This window comes from Kitasatospora sp. NPDC048286 (assembly GCF_043201735.1).
Classification (GTDB): Bacteria; Actinomycetota; Actinomycetes; order Streptomycetales; family Streptomycetaceae; genus Kitasatospora.
On the sequence record NZ_JBICZE010000011.1, the window covers coordinates 170591 to 189840 of the forward strand.

Genomic DNA, 19250 nt, shown 5'->3' on the forward strand with positions numbered 1-19250 from the left:
CCCATCAGATGCTCACTCTGCTGCCGGAATCCCGACCCCCGCAGTACGGGGTGGTCCACTCCAATTCCCTTCGCACACCCCCGAGCCGCGAAAGGCCACCACCCCCATGACCCGCCCCGCCGACCGACCCACGCCCGACCGGATGCTGCGCGAGGCCGCCGCCCGCCTGGACCGGCGCCGCTTCCTGACCGTCACCTCGGCCGCCGCCGCGCTCGCCTTCAGCGTCAACCTGCCCTCCGCGCACGCCGCCGACAACGAGATCGCCCCGCGCGCCATCGGCGACAACCCCTTCACCCTCGGCGTGGCCTCCGGCGACGCCACCTCCGAGGCCGTCGTGCTCTGGACCCGCCTGGCCCCGCGCCCCCTGGAGCCCGGCTCCGGCATGCCGCCCGCCGGCTCCGTCAAGGTCGGCTGGGAGATCGCCCGCGACGAGAAGTTCCGCCGCGTCGAGCGCCGCGGCACCGCCCGCGCCCACGCCGAGTTCAACTACGCCGTCCACGTCGACGCCGACGGCCTCGACGCCGCCCGCACGTACTGGTACCGCTTCACCGTCGGCTCCTGGACCAGCCCCGTCGGCCGCACCCGCACCGCCCCGCCGCGCGGCAAGAAGCTCGACAGCGCCCGCATCGCCTTCGTCTCCTGCCAGGCCTACGAGGACGGCTACTTCACCGCCTACCGCCACCTCGCGAACGAGGACCTCGACGCCGTCTTCCACGTCGGCGACTACATCTACGAGTACGGCATCGACGCCGTCGGCGGCGACCGCAAGTACACCGACCGCACCCTGCCGGCGTACTTCAACCACGAGACCACCACCCTCGAGGACTACCGGCTGCGCTACTCCCTCTACAAGACCGACCCCGACCTCCAGGCCGCCCACGCCGCCCACCCCTGGTACGTCACCTGGGACGACCACGAGGTGGAGAACAACTACGCCGCCGGCATCCCCGAGAAGAACCAGGACCCGGCCCCCTTCGTCGCCCGCCGCGCCGCCGCCTACCGCGCCTACTGGGAGAACCAGCCGTTGCGCATGCCCCAGCCCAACGGCACCGACCTGACCCTCTACCGGCGCGTCCACTTCGGCCGCCTCGCCCAGTTCGACATCCTCGACACCCGCCAGTACCGCGACGACCAGGCCAACGGCGACGGATGGCAGTACCCCACCCCCGAGTCCGACGACCCCAAGCGCACCCTGATGGGCGCCACCCAGGAACGCTGGTTCGCCGACGGGCTGCGCCACTCCAAGGCCACCTGGAACGTGGTGCCCCAGCAGGTCGTCTTCTCCCGCCGCAAGAACACCACCGCCGACCGTTCCAAGCTCTCCATGGACGCCTGGGACGGCTACCCCGCCGCCCGCGAGCGCTTCCTGCAGGCCGTCGACCAGGCCGGCGTCGAGAACCTCGTGCTGCTCACCGGCGACGTGCACGTCGCCTACGCCCTGGACGTCAAGCGCAACTTCGACGACCCCACCTCCCGCACCGTGGGCGTGGAGTTCGTCGGCACCTCGATCAGCAGCGACGGCGACGGCGAGGAGAAGCCGTCCAACTGGAACAACCTCATGTCCGCCAACGCCCACATGAAGTTCTACGACGGGCGCCGCGGCTACACCGTGCTCACCCTGGACCAGCACCGCGCCCGCGCCGACTACCGGGTGGTCTCCCACATCACCCGCCCCGGCGGCACCCTGTCCACCGCCGCCTCCTTCACCACCGAGGCCGGCAACCCGGGCATCCGCCCCGCCTGACGCGGCAGACGCCCTGCCGCTGCCGTCGGCCTCCTCGAAGGCCGGCGGCAGCGGCGGGGCGCGGCGCTCACACGCCCGGGGCTCAGGCACCCCCAGGGCGGGCGCGGCCGACGACGGCCGCGGCCTGCTCCGGGTGCTCCTCCAGCCACGCGCCCAGATGCTCCCGGACGGCCTCGGCGACGCAGCCGCGCACCGCGGCGTTGCCGAGCACGGAGCGGGTGGAGCCCTCGAACTCGGGATCGTCGAGCTTCACCGACACCACCGCCGTCAGACCCGCGCCGACCGGCCCGCCGACCGGCGGGGCCGGCAGGAGCCGCCGGCGCGCGTAGGCGTCGAGCGCGGCCGCCACGCCCTCGCGCAGGCCCGTCTCGTGGCTGCCGCCGGTGGTGGGGTGGCTGTTGGCGAAGCCGCGCACCCGCTCCTCGCCGCCGTCGCGCCACCGCAGGGCCACCTCCAGCGTTCCCGCCATCCGCGGGTCCTCGGCCTCGAAGCCGACGGTGTCCGTGACGGCGGGCGCCGCGTGCTCGCCCTCGCCCTCGCCGTCGCCCTCGCCGTCGCCGTCGAGGAGGGCGACGAACTCCCGCGCCCCGCCGCCGGGGAACCGGAAGCGGACCGACCGTACGCCGTCCGGGTGGCGCTCGTCGGTCAGTGAGACATCCAAGTCCCGGTTCAGCAGCGCCAGTTCGCGGAAGCGGTCGGCCAGGGCGTCGAACGAGAAACGTGTGGTCTCGAAGATCCCGGCGTCCGGCCAGAAGGTGATGACGGTCCCGCTGCCGGTGGCCGGGCCCGTGTCGGTGAGCGGGGTGAGAGCGGCGCCGCGCGCGTACTCCTGCTCCCGGCGCACGCCCCCGCGCCGCACCTCGGCCGTCATCCGGCTCGACAGGGCGTTGACGACGAACGGGCCCACGTCCGCCCCGTGGGGCGCCACGCTGTGGCGGCCGCGGGGCCCCGCCGCGGAGTCCATGCGGGTCAGCAGGGCCTCCGGGTCGGCCTCGCCGGGCCCGTCGTCGGCCACGCGTACCCCGCCGTCGGGCAGCAGGGTGATGTCGACGCGGCCGGCGCGGCCCGCCAGGACCTCGTTCACCGCCCGGTCGGCGACCTCGAACACCGTGTGGTGCAGGCCGCGTTCACCGGTCGAGCCGATGTACATCCCGGGCCGCTTCCTGACGGCTTCCCACCCCTCCAGCACCTCGATGCGGATGCCGTCGTACGGGTTGGTGTCCAGGTTCACGAGGTCCCCTCCAGAAGGTGGCCGGCGGAGCTCCACAGCCTAGGCGAATTTCCGCATAACACCAGGTCAGGGCCTGTTTATCGAGGGCGTGGGCGGCCGCGTGAGCGCCTGCCCCGGGGCGGCGGCCCCGGCTGCCTCGGGCCTGTGCCGCGGTGCGCCCGGGCCCCCGCCGAAGCCCCGTACGGGGCCGTTTCGCGACCCCCCGGGGTGCCCGATTCCACTTTTTCCGCGCAGCCCCCGCCGGGGCCCGGCCCACCGCGTCCGGGGTCTGGACTCCGTTGCAGAGCGGCGCGGCGCGCCCGTCGACGGGGCCCCGGCACGTCCGGCCCCGCCCGTCACCCGGGTCTCACCCGCCCCCGTCCGGGCGCACGACGCTGAGGCTGCCGTAGGCCCGCAGGGCGCCGGCCGGGTCGCCGGGGTCGCCCCGCAGGGCGGAGTCCAGGAAGGCGAGGGTGGCCGCGGCGACGACGCGCGGGCCCTCGGTGCGGCCCAGGGAGCCGATGAGCGAGGGCACCGGCGGCAGGTACAGGGGGCCGTCCATGAAGGTGAGGTGGGCGGCGCCGGGGACGGTGAGCCGGTAGCTCGTCGCGGTGCCGGAGGCGAGCGCCTCGGTGAGGCGGGGCAGGTAGCGCGGGTCGGTCGCCGGGGTGAGCGCCTGGGTGAGCGCGAGCACCGGCCGGCCGAGGGCGGGGGAGGCGGGGCCGTGGGGGAAGCCGTCCAGGTCGACGACGGCCTGGAAGCGGTGGTCCTGACGGGCCGCCTGCAGGGCGGCCGCGCCGCCCATGGAGTGGCCGGCCACCGCGGCCCGGCCGGTGTCCAGGCGCCCGGTCAGCGGGTCGGCGCCCTCGCCCCGGTCCAGGGCCTCCAGCCGGCCCAGGACGAAGCCGAGGTCGGCGGCCCTCACCGCCGTCCAGCCGGCCGCCAGCTCCTCGTCCTTGTCGCGGTCGCCGCTGGAGGAGGTCTCGGAGGTGAGCGTCCGGCCGTCGGCGAGGACGACGGCCGCGGAGTCGTACGGGTGGTCGAGGGCGGCGACGACGTAGCCGTGGCTGGCCAACTCCTCCGCCCAGGCGGTGTTCTGGGTGCGCACCCCGCCCGATCCGGGCGAGAACAGCACCACCGGGAACCGCCCGCCCCCGCCGTCCACCGGGGCGTCGAGGACCGAGCGGCTGCGGGCCCGCGCGACACCGTCCATCAGGAAGCCCGGCAGGCCGACGCCGCCGGCCAGCGCCCCGGCGACGGTGCGCGCCTCCTGCCGGGTGCGTCCGAGGTACTGGGCCCGCGGCGCGCCCGCGGGGCTCCTGCGCGCCGGGTACCAGAGCTGGACCACGACCGTGCGCCGGTCGTCCGGATCGGCGGTGAAGGTCTCGGGGCGGCCCTGGTCGGTCCACTGCACCACGCGGGTGCCCACCGCGAAGCCGCCCGACGGCTCGGGGAACACGGGCACGGGGAAGGCCCAGGCAGCCAGCGGGCCCGCGGCGATCAGCCCGGCGCAGGCCGCCGATCCCGGCAGCGCCAGCCACCAGCGGGCCCGCCACGCCGGCCGCCCGCGGCGGCGCCGCAGCGGGCGCAGCAGGGGCAGGAGCGCGAACGGCAGCGCGAGGGCGGCGCCGGCCAGCACCGGCAGCAGCTGCCAGCGGATCCCCGTCATGCCCAGCGCGACGGCGCACGGCACGAGGACCGCCACCGCCGCGATCGTGGCGCGCGGACGGGCGGCGGGCGCAAGCCAGCGCGCCGCCACCAGCGCGAGGGCGCCCAGCAGGGCGAGGGTCTCCAGGGGGGACATGGGCAGTCCCGCGGTGTTCTCGGTCACCCGGTCATGCTCGGCGCCGGGCACGCGCCGCCGCATCGCCCACCGGTGGCCGCCGCACTGCGACCGGGGGCGCAGCGTACGGCAGGGCCCGTACGACCGCGGCGGCACCCGGGCACGCCGCGGCGGCGGCCGGGCTGCGACCACGGGAGGTGGCCGGGCTCCTCCTGCGGTCGTACCCCGGCACCGTGCGTTCCGACGGTGGGATCATGTGCCGCGCGCTCCCGCGGCCTACCGTGACAGAGCCGCGGTACGTGCCGGGCGGCGCGCGCGGCGTACGGTCCCCGTACCCGGCCGGTCCGGGGCCGGCTGTTCGCGGCGGCCGGCCCGGTGGGGGCGGCCGTGAGCCATGACGCCGAATCGACAGGGACGTGTGATGACCGAGGCGGCCGCCGAACCCGGCCAGGCCCAGCAGCCCCATCAGGCCCACCGGGCGCGCCGGTTACACCGCTGGGACCGGACACGGGCGCGGGCGCGGGCGCGCTGGGCGAGGACGGCCCCACGGCTGACGGGCTGCGCCGACCGGGCCCGCGCCCGCGCGGCGCGCCCGGTGGCGGCGGCCGGGCGCCGGGCCTCCCGGCTGCCGCCCGCGGTGGGGGAGGCGCTGCTGCCCGCGCTCCTGCTCCTCAACGCCGTCACCACCCGCGCGCCGCACGAGCTGCCGGCGGCCACCGCCCTGACCGCCGCTCTCGTCCTGCCCCTGCCGTGGCGGCGCCGGGCCCCGCTGGCCGTGTTCGGCGCGGTGGCGGCCGCGGCCCTCGTCCAGTGGCTGACGGGCGTCCAACTTCCCGCCGACATCGCCCTGTTGGTGGCCCTCTACACCGTGGCCGCGCACGCCGGCCGGCGCGGCACGCTCCTCGCCGCGGCCGTCACACAGACGGGCGTCCTGCTGGCCTGCCTGCGCTGGGCACCGGACGGCGCGTTCCTGACCCCCCTCGTCGCCCTCACCGCCACGACCGTCGCCGCCGCCGTCCTCGGCGTGAACGCCCGCACCACACGCGCCTACCTCGCCGCCCTGGAGGAACGCGCCGCACGCCTGGAACGGGACCGCGAACAGCGGGCACGACTGGCCGTCGCCGAGGAACGCGCCCGCATCACCCGGGAGATGCACGACATCGTCACCCACAACCTGTCCGTCATGGTCGCGCTCACCGACGCCGCCCTCTACGCGCAGCACCGCTCGCCCGACCGGGCCACCACCGCGATGCTCCGCATCTCCGAGACCGGCCGGCAGGCCCTGACCGACATGCGGCGCTCCCTGGGCGTCCTGCGCACCGACGAACCCGACGCGCAGCGCCACCCACTGCCCGGCATCGCCCAACTCCGGGACCTCGCCGACCAGATGGGCGCCGCCGGACTGCCCACCCGCCTCGACGTCCACGGCGGCCACACCCACATCCCCGCCACCGCGGGGCTCACCGTCTACCGCCTGGTCCAGGAAGCCCTGACCAACACCCTCAAACACGCACCCGCCGGCACCCGCGCGAGGGTGCGCCTTTGGTGCACGACCGCGGCCGTCACCGTGGACGTCACCGACGACGGCCCCCACCCGCCACACCCCGCCCCCGCCCCGGCCTCCGCGCCCGCCTGCGCACCGTCCGGCGGCCACGGCATCCCCGGCATGCGCGAACGCGCCGCCGCCTACGGCGGGACACTGCGCGCCGGCCCCCGGCCCGGCGGCGGCTGGGCGGTCCACACCCGCCTGCTCCTCGACCCCCACGCCCCCGCCGACCCCCTCGACAGCGGCGCGGCGGTGCCCGCATGACGATCCGCATCCTGATCGCCGACGACGAGGCACTGCTGCGCATGGCCTTCGCCACCGTCCTGGAAGCCCAGCCCGACATGGCCCCGGTCGGCGAGGCCGCCGACGGCGCCCAGGCCGTCCACCTCGCCCGGCAGCTGCGCCCCGACGTCGTCCTCATGGACGTCCGGATGCCCGGCACCGACGGGATCGAGGCGACCCGCCAGGTCGTCAGCGCCTGCCCGGGCAGCAGGGTGCTGATCCTCACCACCTTCGACCTCGACGAGTACGCCTTCGCCGGCCTCAACGCCGGGGCCTCGGGCTTCCTGCTGAAGAACACCAGGCCCGAGGAACTGCTCACCGCGATCCGCAACGTCGCCGCCGGCGACGCGGTGATCTCCCCGCGGATCACCCGCCGCCTGCTGGAGAACGTCCGCCCGCACCTGCCCGGCGGCCGCAGCGCCGAGAACGACGAACGGCTGGCCCGGCTCAGCGCCCGCGAACGCGAGGTGCTCGTCCAGGTGGGCCGCGGCCTGTCCAACGCCGAGATCGCGGCCGCCCTGTACCTCGCGGAGGCGACCGTGAAGTCCCACCTGGGACGGATCCTGCACAAGCTCGACCTGCGCGACCGGATCCAGGCCGTGGTCTTCGCCTACGAGAGCCGCCTCGTCCACCCGGCCTGACCGCCCCGGCGGACGCGGGCGGGCCGCAGCACCGAGCGGCCCGCCGTGCACCGGAAGTCGACCCCGCCGACTTCCTGTGCACGGCGCGGCCCGCAGCGCCGGGGTCAGGGCAGCAGGGCGCGTTCGGCGCGGCTGGCGGCGATCCGCTCACGCGCCAGCGCCCGGGCGCGCCCGGTGTCGCCGTCGCCGCCGAGCCGGGCGAGGATCGCCGCCAGCGGCCTGATCCGCCCCCAGCCGCCCCAGTGGCCCTCGGGGATCTGCGTGGGGAAGACCCAGACGCGGCCGGCATCGCGCGGCCAGGCGCCGTCCTCGGCGTCCAGGATCGCCTCGGTGACCTCGGCGATGACACCGGCCCGCTTCCGCTCGTCGAGCTGCCCCTCGGGCACCGACGGCACGACCTTGTAGCGGGGCGCGTCCGCGGGCTTTCCGCCGACGAACACGGCCGCCGGCCGGTGCAGGAACAGCCAGGACACGGACCGGGCCACCGGATCGGCGGGGTCGAACCCCTCGTGGCGGATCAGGATCTCCGTGATCCGCTCCATCAGCGCCGCCTCCGCATCGGGCCGCAGCGCACCGTCGGGAACGTACACGTCGAGCATGGGCATGGCCGAACCCCCTGTGGGTTTAGTTTTTAAACTCAGACGCCGACCGGAGGCTACCGCCGCTGAGTACAGTTCGTAAACCCAGACCGTTAGGCTCGCACCCATGGAGACACGGCGGATCGACCCGGTGAACTGCTCGGTGGCACGCGCCCTCTCGGTGGTGGGGGAGCGCTGGTCCCTGCTGATCGTCCGCGAGGCACTCGACGGCGCCCACCGCTTCGGCGAGTTCCACACCCGCCTCGGCATCGCCAAGAACCTCCTCGCCAACCGACTCGACACCCTGGTCACCGCCGGAGTCCTGCGCCGCGTCCCCTACCGCGAACCCGGAGACCGCCGGCGCTACGCCTACGAGCTCACCGACCAGGGCCACGCGCTGCGCCCGACCCTCATCGCGCTCCTGGAGTGGGGCGACACCTACCTCGCCGACCCCCAGGGCCCGTCGGTCGTCGTCCGCCACCGGCCCGCCGACGACACGAACCCGTGCGACGCCCCGGTCAGGGTCGTCCTGGAGTGCGCCGCGGGGCACGGCCACCTCGCCTCCCACGACGTCCGCCGCACCCCCGGACCGGGCGCGATCACCGCGTCCGACGCCGGAGCGAGCTGAGCGTCGCCGACCGGGTGGAGGCGGTCGCGCCCCGCGGCGGACGGCCGGCATCCGGCGCCCGTCTCCGGCCGCCGAACCGATCACGTCACCGGGCCGCCCGTCACGCCTTGGGCGACTCGTAGACGGCGGCGGCCATCGCTCCCAGTTGCCTGTTGGCCTTGAGCGCGAGGTCGATGGCATCGCTCACGGAGCCACTGGGCACCGGAATGTTGTTCACGTACATCGCGAAGGCGTAGCGGTGGCCGTCCTTCGCGTCGATGTAGCCCGCGAGTGCCTTGGTGCCGAGGGCCAGCTTGCCCTGGTAGGAACTGACCAGGGTGCCGGTCTTCGCGCGGATGTGTCCCGCGGCGGGATCGGTGCGCCCGATGACGTCGGCCAGCGAACCGTCGACGCCCATGCTCGGCATGGAGTCGTAGAAGACGTCGAAGTCGTCCTGTCGTGCCAGGTGCCGCAGCAACGCCACCTGGGCGCTCGGCGTCGCCTTGTCGCCGGGCAGGCCCTGGGCGTCGACGAGACTCACCGCCTGCGGATCCACACCCGCGCGCGTGAGGAACTCCTTCTCGATCCTCATGCCGTCGGCATAGGTTCGCTGCCCGTTGTGTGCTGCCATCAGCGGCGGCAGGAGGTTCGCCCCGAGATTGTGGCTGACCTTGTTGATCAGCTTGGCGTACTCCTTGAAGGGCGGGGACGTGTAGGTCGCCGACACGGGCATCGAGTTCACTTCCGCCGACGCGGGCAGCTTGCTGTCGGGGTTCGCTCCCAGCGCGGGGGCGGACACGCTGACGCCGTTTCTGGCGAGTGCCTCGATGAGGACGGTGCGGGCGAACGCCGCCGGGTCGGGAACCTGGTAGGTCGTCACGAAGGGAGCCTTCGCGTCCGCGGGTACGGAACCCCGCACCCGGATGTGACCGGGGCTCACGCTTTCGGTCGTCACCGCCGGCTTGCTTCCGGCGGGCGTGGTGGTCACCTGCGCGTCGACGCCGAAGGCGGCCGTCTTCGGGCGCCAGTCGACCTTGGCCGGCTCGCCGGGTGCGCCCGGCGTGACGAGCACGTCGATCAGGTTGTCGTTGACGATGGTCGGAGTGATGGGCACCCCGCCGATCGACACCGGATCCCAGAGCCGGTTGTCGATCACCACGTCGCCGTCGACATGGCGGACTCCGCTGGCCGCGACCTGTCGGGCCAGTTCGTCGACACCCGCCAGCGGATCCTCTCCGGTGACGGTCGCCATGCCGGGTACGGCGTTGGCGTCGTAGTGGTCGAAGTCGGGGACGTCCAGTCCGCCTGACGCGGTGGTCCGCCCGCCGAGTGCCAGATCGCCGCTCCCGACCATGATGAGGTCGCCGGAGAGCCGCCCGTCCGCGGAGACCGTACCGGAGTGCACGACGGGCGTACGGAAGCGGTGGTCGTCACCCAGGACGTCGAGCGCGGCACTGACCGCGAAGGTCTTGGCCGTCGAACCGGTCATGAACTGGGAATCGGCGCTCTTGGACTGGACGACCTTCCCCGTCCGCAGATCGGCGACCTGCAGGCCCCACTGGCCCGAGGACCACGGTGCGGTACTCATGAGCTTCTGCAGGCCGGCGCTCACCCGGGTGGCACCCGGTGCCGCAGAGGCCGAGCTGTCCGTGGAGTTGTGGGAGCACGCCGTCATCGCCACGGCGGCCGTTATTGAAACGGCGAGTGCCAGGGCCGCGCGCCGCCGCACCCGAGGTGCCCTGATTCCGGAGGGGGAGTTGCTTGACATTCGTTCTTTCCTGTTCGACTTTCGCGCTCGATCGAACGCTTCCGGCGTGGCTGCTGCGCGGCGGCAAGGGTCCAAGAGACGGGCCCTAGGACTTCCCGCCCGTGCCGATGACGATGCTGCCGTTGCGGGTCCGGACGGCCACGGAATGGCCGCTCGCGTCGTCCTTCGCGACGCTCACGGTGACGTCGCCCTTCTTCGCGGCCGTGTGGACCGCGTACGTCGATTCCGGCAGGCCCAGCTCGACGTTGCCGTCCCTGCTCTGCACGTCGACCAGGTCGGGCACGGCGGCCAGGCCCAGGTCGACGTCGCCGTTGCGCGAGGTGACGCTGACGGACCGGGCGGAGATCCCGTCGCCCTTGATGCTTCCGTCGCCGCCTTCCAGGGCCAGCCTGGCGCCGTGGAGGTCCGACAGCCGCACGTCGCCGCCGCCGGTCCTGGCCGAGAAGTCGGCGGTGAAGCCGGTGGCCTCGATGCGCCCCTTGCCGCTCTCGGCGGTGACGGCGACGGCGCGCGGCACCTTCACGGTGTACTTCGCGGCGCAGTCCACCGAGATCCCCGTGCAGTCCAGCGAGAGGGTGAGAGTGCCCCCTTCGAGCTGCCAGCCGGACCCCACCGCCCCGCCCGCCTTCCTGCCGCTGACCCGTCGTTCCACCTGAACGCCCTCGACGTCGGCGGCCACCAGCGCGAGGTCGGCGGAACCGGACTTGACGGTCAGGCTGCCACCGCCGAAATCGAAGGATTTCGATTCCACGGTCGCGTCGGCCGACGCGCCGTCCGTGGTGCAGGCCGTGGCGGCGAGGCCGAGGAGCGCGGCTCCGCCGAGAGTGAGAAGCGTGCGCGGTGTCAGTTCCATCGAATTCTTCCTTCGCCAACGAACCAGTGATGTGGATTCCGGTGCCCCAGTCACGAGCGCAGCGCCCGGACCGCGACCGTGCGCGACACCCGGGCCGCCTGCAGGACCAGCGCGAGGCAGGTGGTGACCAGCGTCCCGGCGGCGAGCGCCCCGAGAGTGGCCCAGGGAAGGCCCGCCAGGACCCGCAGGACGTCGGTCCGCGCTCCCACGGCGATGGTCAGACTCGACACGGCGACGAACACCGCGCCGAAGACGATCGCCGTCCCCGCGTAGATCGCCCCCTCGTAGACCATCGACCGGGTGACCACGCCCGGCCGCGCACCGGCCACCGTCACGACGGCGCTGTCCCGGGCGCGCTCCCGCCCGACGAGGGCGATCACGGCGAGGCCCCCGACCCAGGACACGACGAAGACCCAGCCCAGCACGACCAGGACGTCGTCCAGCCCGGCGCTGCCTCCGGGCATGACGTTCCCCATCACCATGAAGAGGCCGACGAACGACAGGGAGAGCGCGAAGGGCAGCACCGTGGTGACGCTCCTCGTCGCGCGGGCCCGGCACGACTGCACGGCGAGGTGCCAGGCGACGCCGCGCGAGGGCACCAGCGCCGTCCAGAGCCTCATCAGCGGAGTGAGGACCCACGGCCCCATCAGCAGCAGCAGGCAGACGAGGAAGAGGTTCCCGGCGAACGCGAAGGCCGTGCGCTGCGCGAGTCCGCCCGCGAGTTCGAGGCCCAGGCCGGGGATCCACATCCCGACCACACCGGCGAGCAGGCACAGGGCGAGGACACAGCGGACGACGCCCGGGCGCGCCGGGGCATCGGAGTGGTCCCGGAAGGCGCGCATCTCCGGCGTCCTGGCGGCCCGCCGGGTGACGCCCCAGCCCCCGAGCAGGCACGGAACCATGCCGAACAGCACGCTCACGCCGACGTACCAGAACCGGAACCCGACCGAGGCCCCGTGCAGGTCGAGGCCCGTCCCCTTCCACTGCGCGAGGGCGACATCCGCGACCAGCAGGGCGAGCGGTGCGGCCAGTGCGCCGGCCAGCGCGCCCAGCACCACCAGCTCGGTGCGCAGGATGCGCCTGACCCGGTGGCGCGGAATCCCGAGGATCACCCACAGGGCGTGCTCGCGCCGCTGGGTCGTCAACGTCAGACCGACCGCGGAGGCGACGATGCCCACGGCGGCGAGCACGGTGAAGAAGACGATGTTGCCGCCGAGGGCGATCGACGCGGAGACCATCCGCGCGTCACCCGCCGCCCGCGCCGCCGAGACGGCGCTGAACATCGCGATGGCCGAGCCCGCCGAGCACGCCGCGCCGACCGTGGCGCACAGCAGCGTCCACCACCACATCGACGCCTGCAGGCGGATGTCCGACAGTACGAGCCGGATCACGACTCCTCCCCGCCCGCCTCGTCCGCCGACTGCGCCGCGAGGACGGCGTCGCCCACCGCACGGGAGTCGCCACCGGGGATGACGGCGTGCACCCGCCCGGACCCCATCACCACGACCCGGTCGGCCCGCGCGGCCGCATGGGGGTCGTGCGTGACCATGAGCACCGTGCTCCCCTGCGCGGGCAGCGCCTGCAGCCAGTCGAGCACCACATGACCCGACTTGAGGTCGAGCGCGCCCGTCGGCTCGTCGGCGAAGACGATCCGCGGCTGGTTCGCCACCACCCGGGCCACCGCGACGCGCTGGCGCTCGCCACCGGAGAGGCGGTCGGGGCGCCGCCGCGCGTGCTTGGCGATGCCGAGCCGCGCCATGGCGTCCTCGACCCGCGCCCTGGGCACCCGGCGGCCGGCCAGCCGCGCCGGCAGGGCGATGTTGTCCTCGACGGTCAGCGAGCTGACGAGGTTGTACTCCTGGAAGACGAAGCCGATGTTCTCGCTGCGGAACGCGGCCTGCCTGCGGGGGCTGAGCGAGCGGACGTCCGTCCCGAGGATCTCGACGGACCCCGCGGTCGACTGCTCCAGGCCGGCCGTGCAGAGCAGGAGCGTCGACTTGCCCGAACCGGAGGGGCCGACGACGGCGGTCAGCCGGCCTTCGGCGATGTCCAGGTCGATGTCGTGCAGGACGCGCGTCGTCTCGCCCCGGCGGCCGGGAATGGGGAAGTCCGTCCGAAGACCGCGCAAACGAATGCACGGCACGGAATCGGTAGTGGAGAAAGGCATGAATCAAGGCAACCAGGTCCGGGTGGGGGAGTGCACGGGAGCCTGTACTGGGATTGGAGGTAGACCTGGCTCTACCTCTCGACCGATACGAACTGTGCGAAAATATTGATCATGGCGCAGATTCATGTTGCCCGGAGGCTGCTGACCGAATCCGCCGCCGCGGCCGCCTTTCCGATTCTCCTGATTTCCGTTCTCGCCGCGCCGGTCTCGGTTCCCGTGGTGGCCGAACTGGACCGCTCCAGGGCGCAGTGGTGCGGCGTCCGGACGATGCCCCTGCGACCCGCCGACCGCAGCTGGGCACAGTGGGTGGCCGGCCGGCTGCGCGCACGGTCGGTGTGGAGGACCGACCTCCCCGTGTTCGTCACCGCCACGCTCCTGTCCGCGCTGTCGCTGCTGGTGGGATTCTTCGGATTCGTCGGTGCTCTCGCGCTGGTTTTCTCCCCCGTCTTCTGGGGTTTCGGCATCGCCGCGAAAGTCGGCCCGTTCACCCCGGCCTCCCTGTCGGAATCCCTCCTTGCGGTGCCCGCAGGAATCGCCCTCGGCGCGGTCACCGCGGGCGCGCTGGCCGGTATCTCCCTGCTCCGCGACCTGCTCCTGCGGGCCTTCTCGGGGAGCCGGAATCCCGACCTGCTCGCGAAACTGGAGGAACTCCGTACCAGCCGGGCCTCGCTGACGGCGGCCTTCGAGAACGAGCGCCGACGCATCGAACGCGACCTGCACGACGGTGCCCAGCAGGAACTCGTCGCCCTCGTCATGCGCCTGGGCATCCTGGAAGCCGCGGCTTCGGCCACGGCGGCGCCGGCCTCGGCGGCTTCGGCCGCCGACCAGGAACGGATCGTCCAGCTGGCCCGCCAGGCCCAGGCCCAGGCGGAGCGCGCGCTCGAACGGCTGAGGGAGACGGTGCGCGACATCCACCCCAGCGAACTGAGCGACCTCGGCCTCATCGCCGCCGTCCGGGAACTGGTGGCGAGATCACCGCTGCGGGTCGAACTGACCGGCACCGGTACGGACACCTGGATCTCCTCGCCGGTCGCCGCGGCCGTGTACTTCACGGTCTCCGAGGCCCTGACGAACATCGCCAAGCACGCGGGCGTCGCAAGCGCCCGGATCGACCTGCGGTGCACCGAGAGCGGCGTCCGCGTCCGGGTGCGCGACGACGGCGCCGGCGGCGCGCTGATCAGCACCGGATCCGGGCTCTCCGGGCTGCGCGAGCGCATGCGGAGCGTCGGTGGAAACCTCGAAATCATCAGCCCGCCGGGCGGCGGAACGGAGGTCGTGGCATCCGCCCCGGCCCAACCCCCGTGGTGACGGAAATCGACCGGGAAATCGACGGGGAAAAGCTTGAACAGGGAAAAACGATGGGAAATCGATCGTGAGAATCATCCTGGCGGACGACAGCCTGCTGATACGCGCCGGAATCCGGGAGATCCTGGTCTCCAGTGCCCACGACGTGATCCGCGAATGCGAGGACGCTGACGAACTGGTCGCCGCCGTCGACGAGCTCGCCGCCGCCGGAGCCGCCCCCGACCTGGTGATCACGGACGTCCGCATGCCGCCCGGGAACACCGATGACGGGCTCCGGGCCGCGATCGACATCCGGTCGCGGCACCAGGACCTGCCGGTCCTGGTCCTCTCCGCCTACGTCACGGGCCCGTACGTGCGCGAGCTCCTGAACGGCCCGGGCGCCGACGGGGCCGTCGGCTACCTGCTCAAGGAGAAGGTGGGCCGCGTGGCCGACTTCCTGCGGGTCGTCGAGACGGTCTCCGGCGGCGGAGTGGTGATCGACCCCGAGGTGGTCCGCCACGTCACCCGCGCCGACCCGCCCCGGGGCCCGCTCACCCGGCTCACCGCCCGCGAACAGGAGGTGCTCGCCCTCATGGCCGAAGGCCGCTCCAACGCGGAGATCGCGGCACAGCTGGTCCTCTCGGGCGCCGCCGTGAGCAAACACGTGGCGAACGTCTTCGTGAAACTCGGCATGCCCCCCGGCGAGGACAACCGCAGGGTGAAGGCCATCCTGACCTGGTTCGAATACAACCAGTAGCGCCCTGCCGGGTGGTGCCGGTCTTGGCCGGGCTGTCGGTCGGTGGCATGGGTGGCTCCGGCGGCCGATGCGCCAGGGTCCACCCACCCGTCGTTCACCCGCTACGGCTCGACCGGGAACTCGCCCGCCTTGACGGCGTCGAGGAAGGCCTGGAAAGCCGCGGGGGTGAACTCCAGGACGGGGCCGCGCCGGTGCTGCTTGGTGTCGCGCACCGGGATGGTGCCGGCCGGGGTTCGGCCGACCTCGACGCAGTTGCCGTTCTCACCGGCCGAGTAGCTGGACTTGGCCCAGCTGTAGCCGCCCTGGTCGAGGGTGGTGCCGTCGTGCATGGTCATCCTCTCCGTTGTCCCCAACTCGGCTTGTGCGTCAGGGTTTCCTGCAAGTATGACCGGGTCGCTGCGGGGTTGAGCCGCCTGGGCATGAGGACCTCGAACGGGCGGCTGCGACGGGTGAGATTCGCGAGACGGTCCGTGAAGGCCTGGTGCTGGCCGGTGTAGGCGATTCCATCGCCGGGCAGGTCGCTGAACAGGTAGACAGCGAAGGACCATATCGCGGGCCCGGGCCGCGAACGGCCCGGGCCCGCGGATACCGGACCGAGGGCTCAGACTTCGCCGAACTCGCCGCTGCAGACAGCGGCGACGAAGCTGGACCAGGCGTCGGCCGGGAAGGCCAGGGTGGGGCCCTCGGGGTCCTTCGAGTCACGGACGGGGATCAGACCGGGGAAGTCAGGGGCCACCTCCACGCAGTCACCGCCGTTGTTGGAGTACGAGGACTTGGCCCAGGAAGCGCTGGACAGGTCTACGCGGTCGGTCATGAGAGGAATTCCTTTCGGGCCCTGCGGATCTTCTCCTGGGATGCGGCCGTCGGCAGCGCTTCCACCAGAAGCTGATCGTAGTCACTTTCCCATCCCGCAACCGTCGCGCGTGACCGCTCAAGGTGACCCCTCGCCGTCGACTCCGCGTACCCCACGACCGTGTGGTCCGGGAGGTTCAACAGAACGACCGGCAGTGTGAAGGAGAGGTTCTCGCCCATGCTGAACGGGGCGATCTGCACGGTGATGTTCGGACGCTTGGCCAAGTCCTCAAGGTGCCGCAGCTGCTCGGCCATGACCTGAGGGCCGCCGACAGGGCGCAGCAACACCCCCTCCTCGATCACCGCGTGAACCGTCGGAGGATTCTTCTGGTCGAGGATCTCTTGCCGCAGGGCCAGATAATCGGTGCGCTCATCCGCCTCGACCGGAGTGATCGCACCACGCCGGACAGCCGCCTGCGCCAGTGCCTTTGCGTACGCAGGGGTCTGGAGAAGACCGGGAACGATGATCAGGCCGACCGTACGCAGCCGTCGGCACCGGGCTTCGGCATCAGCGAACTCGGCGAACCCCTCAAGGAGCGCCGCCCGGCTGAATCGCCGCCACAACTCGAAGAATCGTTGGCCCGATCCGAACACCTCATCGGCCTTAACAGCCAAAGAGCGTGTTGGTGAACGCTTCCCGTTCTCGACATATGAGATGTGCGCGCCCGAGTACCCCAGCTGCTTGGCTGCTTCGGTCTGCGACCATCGCCTTGCCCGGCGTGACCTGCGAAGTTCTTGACCGAAGCGGACCTGTGGCGATGCCTGGGCGTCAACAACGGCTTCAGTCATGATCCTTCGGCTCCTTCACATGACATTGCTGTCAAAGGTAAGACGCTGGCAATCGTAGGGCCTCTCACGCCACCATGGCTACGCCTGGTGATTCGCCAGAGACACAGTGCGACCAGCGGAGGTCCCATGTCTGACATGCGGAATCCCGAGCGGCGGCCACCACCTGCGCCCAAGTCGCTTTCGTACGCCTCCCTTCCGTTCTTCTGAGGTCCCCATGCTCGCTGCCCGTCGCCCCCGTATGTTCGTCGCGCGCCTCGACTCCTGCGTCGAATCCACGCCCCTGGCCCGGTACATGCTCCGCGCTTACCTCTCCGGGCTGCCCTCGGGCGAGCGTTACGCCGACACCGCCGAACTGCTCCTCGGGGAGCTGTTCGCCAACGCCGTGCAGCACTCGGACGCGCCCGACGACCGGCACATCGAGGTCCGCTTCTCCCTGGTCAACTCCCGTCTGAGGATCGAAGTCCACGACGCCAGCTCCGGGCACCCCGCCCTCCACGTGCCGACCCCGGACGACGAGCACGGACGCGGACTCTTCCTCGTCAACGAGCTCGCCGAGCGCTGGGGCTGCGCCTCCCGGCCGGGCGGGATCGGCAAGTTCGTCTGGGTGCTCGTCGCCCCCATCCCCGTCCCCGCCCTCGTCACCGTCTGAAAGCCCGAACCCCATGAACCTCTCAACCCTCGCCCGTCACACCCTCTCCCGTGGCGCCACCCCCGCCGCCACCTACGCCCTCCTCGCCCGCCTCGGCCACCAGCCGCTGCCCGTCGCCCGCGCCGTCTGCCTGGCTCTCGACATCCCCCACGCCGAGACCACCCGACGCCTCGCCGACTGCCACGACGCCCTCCTCGCCGACCCCCGCCCCAACTCCGAAGCCGACACCGGCGAACTCCTCGAAGCCCTCGGCGTCTTCGACATCCCCGTCGCCCTCAACGCCACCGGCCTGGCCGTCGTCGACCTCTTCCTCACCGCGATCGAGGCCCTGGGCGGCATCCGCCCCGGCCACCAGCACGGTCTCACCCGCTGGTTCACCACCGGCAACCTCACCGTCGCGTACCTCTCCCTCGCCGCGACCCACCCCCTGCCCCGTACCGGCGACCCCACCACCTACTGGACCACCCTCACCACCGCCGGCGAACTCCTCACCACCACCCCCAACCCCGACCCCCGCCTCAAGTACGCCCTCACCCACTGCCGCACCCAAGCCACCCGCACCTGAACCCCCCGCCGCGCGGGAAGTCGACCCCGCCGACTTCCCGCGCGGCGGGGGTTGGTGGGGCGGTGGTCGGGTTGCGCGGGCCGCTCCGGCCGAGCGGCCCGCGCCTGAAGGTCTGTGTCGTGCACAGGAAGTCGGCCCTGCCGACTTCCTGTGCAGCGCGGCAGGAGCCGACCACGCGCTGCCGCTGCGCGTCGGCGCACAGCGCCCGAGGGGACACACCGCTGAGCGGACGGCGGCCGACACGGCCGCCTGTGTGCGACCACCGGCCCCGCACGGTCGCCCGGGCCGGTAGCCGCCCGGGGCCGGTGGTCCATGGCGGGCACCGGTCCTACGTGACGGGGTGTGAAAGCCTGGCCCGGTGCTGCACGACGGACCAGATAACCGGACAGTGGCCCGACCGCAGTGGTGGGCCGCGTACCTGACCCGGCACTGCGCGGTCGCCGACACGGAGCGCGAGCTGGTCGCGGGGTGGTTCGGCACCGACGTCGCCGAGGCCGACGCCGCCTGGGAGACGGCGATGCTGGAGGGACTGGAGGCGCGCCTGCCGTTCGGGGGCGGGCACACGGTGCTGCTCTACAGCTGCGACCTGCCGACGGACTGGGGAACGGAGTACCTGGTCCTCCACCCCGGCTGGGGCCGGGTGCGGGGCCGTCTCGCCGCCGTCGACACCCGCTTCCCGGAGCCGGAACGCCAGCAGGGGCCGGGCCTGTCCTGGCGGGAGCTGGTCCACCTCGCCGACACGCCGGACCACACTGCGCCCGGTGTCCACGACCCGTCTGTGCGGCTGCTGCTCCTCCTACCGACGCTCGGCGACGCCCGCCTTCCGCCGGACGCCGCCGAGGTGGTGCGGGCGGCGCTGGTCGCCGTCGGGACTCCGCCACAGAACGCGGCGCGCCTCGCGGCCTTCGTCCTGCGGCACCTGCTCTGGGCACCCGCCCGCTGGAGCGCACCGCAAGGCCGCCGGCGATGGGGCCGGCCCTGGGCGGCGGGGAGCAAGCGCGCCTTCGCCGGGATCCTCCACTGTGATGCCCCGGGAAGCCCGCGCTTCGCCCGGCAGCTCGCCCACGGCATCACACCCGCGCAGAGCAGGCAGCTCGCCCGCGCGCTCGGGACCTGGCAGCCGCGGTGATGGCCGCTCAGTCCACCGGGTAGGCCAGGTGGGCGGCGAGGTTCCG

Annotated in this window: 19 protein-coding genes; 9 read left to right on the forward strand and 10 right to left on the reverse strand. The window is 73.0% G+C overall.

The window, feature by feature from the left end; genetic code table 11:
• The first annotated feature begins 106 nt into the window (after positions 1–106).
• Complete coding sequence (locus ACGF13_RS26000; RefSeq protein ID WP_392879196.1) at positions 107–1744, forward strand: alkaline phosphatase D family protein; 1638 nt, start codon at positions 107–109, stop codon at positions 1742–1744.
• Between the two features lie 82 nt (positions 1745–1826).
• Here ACGF13_RS26000 and ACGF13_RS26005 read toward each other — a convergent pair whose 3' ends face one another.
• Together ACGF13_RS26005 and ACGF13_RS26010 are read right to left on the reverse strand one after the other, a co-directional pair.
• Positions 1827–2975, reverse strand: a complete 1149-nt coding sequence (locus ACGF13_RS26005) for a DNA gyrase subunit B (protein WP_392879198.1) — start codon at positions 2973–2975, stop codon at positions 1827–1829.
• 346 nt (positions 2976–3321) lie between these two features.
• Complete coding sequence (locus tag ACGF13_RS26010; protein ID WP_392879200.1) at positions 3322–4821, reverse strand: alpha/beta hydrolase family protein; 1500 nt, start codon at positions 4819–4821, stop codon at positions 3322–3324.
• Between the two features lie 337 nt (positions 4822–5158).
• Between ACGF13_RS26010 and ACGF13_RS26015 the strand changes: the two genes are divergently transcribed.
• Both ACGF13_RS26015 and ACGF13_RS26020 read left to right on the forward strand, forming a co-directional pair.
• Positions 5159–6547 carry a sensor histidine kinase gene (locus tag ACGF13_RS26015; RefSeq protein ID WP_392879203.1) on the forward strand — a complete coding sequence of 463 codons (1389 nt, stop codon included), beginning with the start codon at positions 5159–5161 and terminating at the stop codon, positions 6545–6547.
• Complete coding sequence (locus tag ACGF13_RS26020; protein WP_392879205.1) at positions 6544–7206, forward strand: response regulator; 663 nt, start codon at positions 6544–6546, stop codon at positions 7204–7206. The genes ACGF13_RS26015 and ACGF13_RS26020 overlap by 4 nt, the downstream gene beginning before the upstream one ends.
• Before the next feature lie 104 nt (positions 7207–7310).
• Here the strand turns inward: ACGF13_RS26020 and ACGF13_RS26025 are convergent, their stop codons facing one another.
• Positions 7311–7811: a hypothetical protein gene (locus ACGF13_RS26025; protein WP_392879208.1), complete on the reverse strand. Its 501-nt coding sequence runs from the start codon at positions 7809–7811 to the stop codon at positions 7311–7313.
• 100 nt (positions 7812–7911) lie between these two features.
• Here ACGF13_RS26025 and ACGF13_RS26030 point away from each other — a divergent pair, with 100 nt between their 5' ends.
• On the forward strand, positions 7912–8412 hold the full coding sequence (locus tag ACGF13_RS26030; RefSeq protein ID WP_392879211.1) for a winged helix-turn-helix transcriptional regulator: 501 nt from the start codon (positions 7912–7914) through the stop codon (positions 8410–8412).
• Positions 8413–8512: 100 nt separating this feature from the next.
• Here the strand turns inward: ACGF13_RS26030 and dacB are convergent, their stop codons facing one another.
• The 4 genes from dacB to ACGF13_RS26050 form a co-directional block, all read right to left on the reverse strand.
• Positions 8513–10003 carry a D-alanyl-D-alanine carboxypeptidase/D-alanyl-D-alanine-endopeptidase gene (gene dacB / locus ACGF13_RS26035; protein ID WP_392879214.1) on the reverse strand — a complete coding sequence of 497 codons (1491 nt, stop codon included), beginning with the start codon at positions 10001–10003 and terminating at the stop codon, positions 8513–8515.
• 241 nt (positions 10004–10244) lie between these two features.
• A complete protein-coding gene (locus ACGF13_RS26040) occupies positions 10245–11012 on the reverse strand; it encodes a DUF4097 family beta strand repeat-containing protein (RefSeq protein WP_392879216.1) in 768 nt (255 codons plus the stop codon).
• Positions 11013–11062: 50 nt separating this feature from the next.
• Positions 11063–12403 (reverse strand): FtsX-like permease family protein, encoded by a 1341-nt coding sequence (locus ACGF13_RS26045; RefSeq protein ID WP_392879219.1) that lies wholly within the window; start codon positions 12401–12403, stop codon positions 11063–11065.
• Complete coding sequence (locus ACGF13_RS26050) at positions 12400–13140, reverse strand: ABC transporter ATP-binding protein (protein WP_392879221.1); 741 nt, start codon at positions 13138–13140, stop codon at positions 12400–12402. Before ACGF13_RS26050 ends, ACGF13_RS26045 begins: the two co-directional genes overlap by 4 nt.
• Before the next feature lie 150 nt (positions 13141–13290).
• Between ACGF13_RS26050 and ACGF13_RS26055 the strand changes: the two genes are divergently transcribed.
• Positions 13291–14487 carry a histidine kinase gene (locus ACGF13_RS26055; protein ID WP_392879223.1) on the forward strand — a complete coding sequence of 399 codons (1197 nt, stop codon included), beginning with the start codon at positions 13291–13293 and terminating at the stop codon, positions 14485–14487.
• A 61-nt stretch (positions 14488–14548) separates the two neighbouring features.
• Positions 14549–15220 (forward strand): response regulator, encoded by a 672-nt coding sequence (locus tag ACGF13_RS26060; RefSeq protein WP_392879674.1) that lies wholly within the window; start codon positions 14549–14551, stop codon positions 15218–15220.
• A 101-nt stretch (positions 15221–15321) separates the two neighbouring features.
• On the opposite strand, the gene ACGF13_RS26065 is transcribed toward ACGF13_RS26060, so the two are convergent.
• The 3 genes from ACGF13_RS26065 to ACGF13_RS26075 all read right to left on the reverse strand — a co-directional run bounded on the left by ACGF13_RS26065 (position 15322) and on the right by ACGF13_RS26075 (position 16861).
• Complete coding sequence (locus ACGF13_RS26065) at positions 15322–15555, reverse strand: DUF397 domain-containing protein (RefSeq protein ID WP_392879226.1); 234 nt, start codon at positions 15553–15555, stop codon at positions 15322–15324.
• Between the two features lie 266 nt (positions 15556–15821).
• Complete coding sequence (locus ACGF13_RS26070; protein WP_392879228.1) at positions 15822–16034, reverse strand: DUF397 domain-containing protein; 213 nt, start codon at positions 16032–16034, stop codon at positions 15822–15824.
• Entirely contained in the window at positions 16031–16861 is an 831-nt protein-coding gene (locus ACGF13_RS26075) for a helix-turn-helix transcriptional regulator (protein WP_392879230.1), read from the reverse strand. The genes ACGF13_RS26070 and ACGF13_RS26075 overlap by 4 nt, the downstream gene beginning before the upstream one ends.
• Before the next feature lie 214 nt (positions 16862–17075).
• Between ACGF13_RS26075 and ACGF13_RS26080 the strand changes: the two genes are divergently transcribed.
• From ACGF13_RS26080 to ACGF13_RS26090, 3 genes are all read left to right on the forward strand, one after another.
• Complete coding sequence (locus ACGF13_RS26080) at positions 17076–17510, forward strand: ATP-binding protein (RefSeq protein WP_392879232.1); 435 nt, start codon at positions 17076–17078, stop codon at positions 17508–17510.
• Positions 17511–17523: 13 nt separating this feature from the next.
• Positions 17524–18075 carry a hypothetical protein gene (locus ACGF13_RS26085; protein WP_392879234.1) on the forward strand — a complete coding sequence of 184 codons (552 nt, stop codon included), beginning with the start codon at positions 17524–17526 and terminating at the stop codon, positions 18073–18075.
• Positions 18076–18463: 388 nt separating this feature from the next.
• Positions 18464–19204, forward strand: coding sequence for a hypothetical protein (locus tag ACGF13_RS26090; RefSeq protein ID WP_392879236.1), 741 nt, complete (start codon positions 18464–18466; stop codon positions 19202–19204).
• The last annotated feature ends 46 nt before the right edge of the window (positions 19205–19250 follow it).